5 protein-coding genes are annotated in these 6,410 nt (G+C 71.3%); 4 read left to right on the top strand and 1 reads right to left on the bottom strand.

Annotated features, from left to right (window positions below; genetic code table 11):
• The 3 genes from FV229_RS24350 to FV229_RS24340 all read left to right on the top strand — a co-directional run.
• Window positions 1-1,415: DNA polymerase Y family protein (locus tag FV229_RS24350; protein ID WP_210246624.1), on the top strand; the 1,415-nt coding region annotated here is incomplete at its 5' end.
• Window positions 1,388-4,735, top strand: coding sequence for an error-prone DNA polymerase (locus FV229_RS24345; RefSeq protein ID WP_147754421.1), 3,348 nt, complete (start codon window positions 1,388-1,390; stop codon window positions 4,733-4,735). The genes FV229_RS24350 and FV229_RS24345, both read left to right, overlap by 28 nt.
• Before the next feature lie 81 nt (window positions 4,736-4,816).
• The gene (locus FV229_RS24340; RefSeq protein WP_147754420.1) at window positions 4,817-5,254 is read left to right on the top strand and encodes a hypothetical protein; all 438 of its coding nucleotides are present in this window, start codon (window positions 4,817-4,819) and stop codon (window positions 5,252-5,254) included.
• Window positions 5,255-5,288: 34 nt separating this feature from the next.
• Here the strand turns inward: FV229_RS24340 and FV229_RS24335 are convergent, their stop codons facing one another.
• Window positions 5,289-5,828, bottom strand: coding sequence for a formaldehyde-activating enzyme (locus tag FV229_RS24335; RefSeq protein WP_147754419.1), 540 nt, complete (start codon window positions 5,826-5,828; stop codon window positions 5,289-5,291).
• Window positions 5,829-5,998: 170 nt separating this feature from the next.
• Between FV229_RS24335 and FV229_RS24330 the strand changes: the two genes are divergently transcribed.
• Window positions 5,999-6,238, top strand: a complete 240-nt coding sequence (locus FV229_RS24330) for a hypothetical protein (RefSeq protein ID WP_147754418.1) — start codon at window positions 5,999-6,001, stop codon at window positions 6,236-6,238.
• The last annotated feature ends 172 nt before the right edge of the window (window positions 6,239-6,410 follow it).

Genomic DNA, 6,410 nt, shown 5'->3' with positions numbered 1-6,410 from the left:
GCCTGCGGCGCGGCGAGCCGCTGGGCCGCGTGCGCGCACGCCTCTCCACCCCGCTTCACGTCCACCCGGCCGACCCGGCGGCCGACGCGGCGGCGTTCGCCAGGCTCTGCCTCTGGGCGCAGCGCTACACGCCGAGCGTCGTGCCCTTCGGCCCGGCCGAGGCCTGCGACGGCCTCTACCTCGACGTCACGGGGGCGGACCACCTCATGGGCGGCGCGGACAAGCTGGTCGCAGACCTCGCCGCCCGCTTGGCCCGCGCCGGCATACCGGCACGGATCGCCGTGGCGGACACCCCCGGCGCGGCCTTCGCCCTGGCTCGCCACGGGCGCGAGGAGATGGCATGCGTCCCCTCGGACGAGACCGAGCAGATCCTGAGGCCGCTTCCGGTCGAAGCTCTGCGCTGCGAGCCCGCCGTTGCCGTCGCCCTGAAGCGGCTCGGGCTTCGCCGCATCGGCGCCCTCCTCGACGCGCCCCGCCCGCCCCTGGCGCGCCGTTTCGGCGAAGCCCTGCTCCTGCGCCTGGACCAGGCGACGGGCCGCCGCACCGAGCCCCTTAGCCCAATCTCCGAACCCGTGCGTTACGGCGCCGCCCGCGGCTTCCTCGATCCGGTCGGGAGCCAGGAGATCGTCGTCGCGACGGCGCGGCGGCTGATGGCCGAGATCGCGCCGCGCCTGGAGGCGGACGGCCTCGGCGCCCGCGGCGTGCGCCTGTCGCTGCACCGGGTCGACGACGTGGTGCGCGCCCTCGACCTCGGCCTGTCAGAGCCGAGCCGCTGCCCGGACCATGTGGCCCGCCTGCTGCAGCTCCGGCTCGAACGGCTCGGCTCGGGCCTCGATGCCGGCTTCGGCTTCGAGACCGTCCGCCTCGACGTGGCCGCCACCGGTCCGATGCCCGGCCGCCAGGCCGCCCTCGACACCGGACCCGTGCCCCCCGGCGCGCGCATCGCCGGCCTCGCCGACGCCCTGCGCCAGCGCTTCGGCCGCCCGGTGATCCGCCTGTCTCCCCGCGCGAGCCACGTGCCCGAGCGCGCCGACCGCATCGCACCCTGGCGCACGGAATCTTGTCGCCCCGAACCTTGGCGTATCGACCGCGTCGTCCTGCACTGGCCCGATCCCGATGCCGGGATCGGCCCACGCCCGCTGGTGCTGTTCGACCGAGGCGAGGCTGCCGAGGACGTGATCGCCCTTGTGGCGGAGGGGCCGCCCCGCCGCTTCCGCTGGCGCTCCCGCCTCCACAGGATCGCCCACGCCGAGGGTCCGGAGCGGATCGCCCCCGAATGGTGGCGCGAGACCGGCATCCCCCGCGACTATTACGTCGTCGAGTGCGAATCCGGCCACCGGCTCTGGCTCTACCGCGACGGCCCGAACCTTCCCGAGCGGCCGGCCGCATGGTTCGTGCACGGGCTGTTCGCGTGACGGGGGGGACTTACGCGGAACTGGCCGTCTCCACGAACTTCTCGTTCCTGCGCGGCGCCTCGCATCCGCAGGAATACGTCGAGCAGGCGATTGCCTACGGCCTCGACGCCATCGGCATCGCCGACCGCAACACCTTCGCCGGCGTGGTGCGCGCCTACGCGGCGGCGCGGGTGAAGCCGGCGCGCCCGGGCGCCGAGGACATTTGGAATATCCCGTTCCTGCCGGGCGTGCGGCTCGTCACCGAGGAGGGGTTCGAGGCGGTGACCTACCCGATGGACCGGGCCGGCTACGGCCGCCTGTGCCGGCTCCTGTCCACGGGCAACCGTCGGGTGCGCAAGGGCGATTGCCGGTTCTCCTTCGCCGAGATGCTGGATGCGGCCGAGGGCCAGGTCTTCATCGCGATGCCCCCCGGCCGGCGGCCAGTGCCGCCGGCAAGCTTCTCCGCCCGGGTCGAGACGCTGGCAACGGCCGCCCCCGGCCGGGTCTGGCTCGGCGCGAGCCACCATCACCGCGGCGACGAACGCCGCCGGCTCGGGCTCCTGGCCGAGCTCGGCGACCGCCTCGGCGCGCCGATGGTCGCGGTGTCCGACGCGCTCTACCACCATCCCGACCGGCGCCCGCTGCAGGACGTGATCGCCTGCATCCGCGAGGGCTGCACCCTCGTGGAGGCCGGCTACCGCCTGGAAGCCAACGCCGAACGCCACCTCAAGCCGCCCTCCGAGATGGCGCGGCTGTTCGCCGACCACCCGGAGGCGCTGGCCGCGACGCGCGAGATCGTGGAGGCCTGCACGTTCTCGCTGGGCGAGCTGGTCTACGAATACCCGGACGAGCCGGTTCCGCCGGGGAAGACGGCGCAGGCGCACCTGACCGAGAAAGCCTGGGACCGGGCCCGCTGGCGTTTCCCTGACGGCATTCCCGAGGCGGTCGCGAAGACGCTCGACGACGAGCTGAACCTCATCCGGAAGATGGATTACGCGCGCTACTTCCTCACCCTGTTCGACATCGTAGAATTCGCCCGCGACCGCGGCATCCTGTGCCAGGGGCGCGGCTCGGCCGCCAACTCCGTGGTCTGCTACTGCCTCGGCATCACCGCGGTCGACCCGACCCAGATCCGCCTGCTGTTCGCCCGCTTCATCTCCGAGAACCGCGACGAGCCGCCCGACATCGACGTCGACTTCGAGCACGAGCGCCGCGAGGAGGTGATCCAATACCTCTACGGCAAGTACGGCCGCGAGCGCGCCGCGATCTGCTCGACGGTGATCCACTACCGCCCGCGCTCGGCGATCCGCGAGGTCGGCAAGGTGCTGGGGCTGACCGAGGACCTCACCGCCGCGCTCGGCGAGACCGTGTGGGGGTCCTGGGGCAAGGACCTACCCGACAAGCATGTGGCTCAAGCGGGGCTCGACCCGGAGAACCCGGCGATCCGCCAGGCGGTGGACCTCGCGGTCTCGCTGGTCGGCTTCCCGCGGCACCTGTCGCAGCATGTCGGCGGCTTCGTGCTCACCCGCGGGCGCCTCGACGAGACCGTGCCGGTCGGCAACGCCGCGATGCCCGACCGCACCTTCATCGAATGGGACAAGGACGACATCGATGTGGTCGGCCTGATGAAGGTCGACGTGCTGGCGCTCGGCATGCTCACCTGCATCCGCCGGGGCCTCGAATTCCTCGCCCGCGACTACGGCCACGACTACCCGACCCTCGCCGACCTGCCGCAAGAGGAACCGGAGGTCTACGCGATGCTCTCGAAGGCAGATTCCGTCGGCGTGTTCCAAGTCGAGAGCCGGGCGCAGATGTCGATGCTGCCGCGGCTGAAGCCGAAGGCGTTCTACGACCTCGTAGTGCAGGTCGCGATCGTCCGCCCCGGCCCGATCCAGGGGGACATGGTGCACCCCTACCTGCGGCGGCGTTCCGGGAACGAGCCGGTGGAGTACCCCTCCCCCGACCCGGCGCACGGCCCCCGGGACGAGCTCGAAGGCGTGCTGAAGCGAACCTTCGGCGTGCCCCTGTTCCAGGAGCACGCCATGCAGATCGCGATCACCGCGGCCGGCTTCACCCCGGCCGAGGCCGACGGCCTGCGGCGCGCCATGGCGACCTTCCGGCATGTCGGCACGATCGGCGGGTTCGAGGAGAAGTTCATCGGCGGGATGACGCGGCGGGGGTATCCGCAGGACTTTGCCGAGCGCTGCTTCAAGCAGATCCGCGGGTTCTCCACCTACGGCTTCCCGGAGAGCCACGCGGCGAGCTTCGCGCTCCTGGTCTACGCCTCGGCCTGGCTGAAGTGCCGGCACCCGGACGTGTTCCTGGCCGCGATCCTCAACGCGCAGCCGATGGGCTTCTACCAGCCGGCGCAGCTCGTGCGCGACGCCCGCGCCCACGGCGTCGAGGTGCGCGGACCCGACGTCAACGCCAGCGACTGGGACTGCACCCTGGAGCCGGCCTCGGAAGCGCCCCCTCCCGGGGTGCCGAAGCGGCTCGCGGTGCGGATCGGCCTGCGGCAGATCACCGGGCTGCCGCAAGGGGCGATGCGCAGGCTCGTGGCGTTGCGGGCCAACGGCTACGCCAGCATCGAGGGCTTGCAGGCGGCCCTGGCGCTACCCCGAAACGCCCTGGAACGGCTGGCTGAGGCCGACGCCTTCCGCTCCCTCGACCTCGACCGGCGGGCGGCCCTGTGGATGGTGCGGACGCTGGAGGGCGGACGCCTCGCCAAGGCCGCGCCGGACGCGGGCCTGGGCCGGCGCGCGCACCTGCTCGAGGCGCCGCTGCCGCTCTTCGCCTTCCACGCCGACGACGGGCTCTTCCGCAACGAGCCGGCCGTGGCGCTGCCGGCCATGCCGGCCTCCGAGCAGGTAGCGGAGGATTATTCCGCCACCGGGCTCTCGCTCAAAGGCCATCCGGTCGCGTTCTTCCGGGCTCGACTCGCCCGGATCGGCGCGATTCCGGCGCGCGAGCACCACGATCCGAGCTTTCCCCAGAACGGCCGCGTCACCGTGGCCGGGCTGGTGCTGACCCGCCAGCGTCCCGGAACCGCCAAGGGCGTCGTGTTCCTGACGCTCGAGGACGAGACCGGCATCGCCAACGTCATCGTCTGGAAGACGGTGTTCGAGGCCAACCGTCGCGCCGCGATGAACGCACGCTTCCTGGCGGTGCAGGGCCGGGTGCAGCGGGCCGAGGGCGTCGTCCACCTCGTCGCCGAGCGGTTCCGCGACCTGACGGAGGAGCTGCGCGCGCTGCGCGAAGGCGGCGTCCGCTTGCCGCCCGAGACCAACGACTTCGGCGCCCCCGTCGATCGCCGGACCTATCGCAGCCGGGACTTCCATTGAGCAGGACGCCGAACCTGTAAAGTCAGGAGCTTGGACAGCCACGAGCCTCGACAGCGGATCGGCCACTTGTATGGTGCGGCCATGCTCCGCTTCGCCCTCGCCTGCCTCCTGCTGATTCCCGTCGCCGCCCGCGCGGACGAATGCGACGGCCTCGCTCAGAGGATCGCCGCCACCACCGGCGGCAAGGTCGGGCGCCGCGCCGGCCCCAGCATCGACATCAGGGTGCCGGGCTCGATCAAGCTCGACCTGACCTGCCGGGCCGAGCCGATCGTCCAGGCGAGTTCCGGCGAGACGACGCCGTCCGCGACCTTCTTCCGCGACCTTGCCATCGCCTCGGAACTGCTCGTCGGCGAGCCTGCCGGCACGGTCGAGGCCGTCATCGCCAAGGCGCACGCCACCGCACTCTCCGAGCGGCGCAAGTCGTTCATCCAGCAGAACGGATGGTCGGCGAGCTGCTACACCGACAGCACCGGCTCGATCCGCACCCTCTGCTCGATCGGCCGCATCCCGCCGGGGTGAGGCGCCCCCGGCGAGCCGGAACCGCCCGTTTTGCTCAGTACTCGATGATGTCTTCCAGCGCGTAGTGCTTCACCGTCTTGCGGTTGGCGATCAGCTCCTCGACCGTCGGCTCGCCGCGCAGCGCGCGGCCGATGGCAAGCTTCGTCGCCTCGTAGTTGGTGCGGTAGAGGTCCTTGCGGTCGAGGTTCTCGTCCTCCGAGCACCGGACGTCGAGCCAGATCATGATGATCATGCACAGCTCGTCGAGGCCGTCCTTGGGCAGGATGCCTTCGATGATGCAATCCACGATGGCGTCCCCGGTGGCCGCCTGAACCACGCCGCCGAGAAGTTCGGCATACTCGGCCGTGTGGATCGTGACCTTGGTGGTCATCATCGTGGCCGGGCGCACGAGCTGATTGAGGTCGCGCACCACGAACATCCGGGTGTGGCCCTGCACCTGGCCCATCATGCCGGCGAAGGCTTGGCCGACGGGGCCGCGGGTCGAGCCGATCAGAACCTCGGGCATCGCGTCGGTGTATTGCCCCTCGGCGGCGAGCACGGTCGCCTCGCCCGTGCGGAACCAGATCTCGGACATGTCACTCGGCCTCGGAAGCGGCGCCCAGGAAACGGCGCGGTCGGCCGCGCAGACATCATCCCCGGCCGCCTTCGTCAACCGTTGGTCCGGACGACAAAGGCGGACGGCGGCCCTGGCCTCCGCAGGCGCGATCGGTCATGCAGGGGGCGACCGAACGGGAATGAACGACGATGAGCGATCCGGACCAGGGACCGGGCCGGGGGCCGGCCAGCGAGCGCGGCTGGAGCCTGTCGGCGGCGCCGGCCGGCGACGGGGTGCGCCTGGAACTCGGGCTGCCCGACGTCGGAGGCAAGCCCATCACCGCCATCCTCGCCCTCAGCCGGTCCGAGGCGCGCGCCTTTGCGCGGACGCTGCTCGCGGCCGCCGGCGACGCCGCCGAGCGCAGCTTCCCGCAGGCGCCGAAGCCATAGAGCATCTTCTGTGATCGCTAGATCACAGAAGATGCTCTAGTACTACTGTGTCACAAGATTTGGGAGTAGGGATGGTGATTCGATCTCGTGATGGAGCGAGGCATGGATCGCATGAACTCCCTGTTGGCTGCTGATCAGCTTCGTTTTGCAAGCTATCTGGAGGCTCTGTCAG

The sequence above is a fragment of the Methylobacterium sp. WL120 genome, assembly GCF_008039465.1.
Classification (GTDB): Bacteria; Pseudomonadota; Alphaproteobacteria; order Rhizobiales; family Beijerinckiaceae; genus Methylobacterium; species Methylobacterium cerastii.
This window is presented reverse-complemented; position numbering and strand designations above follow the sequence as displayed.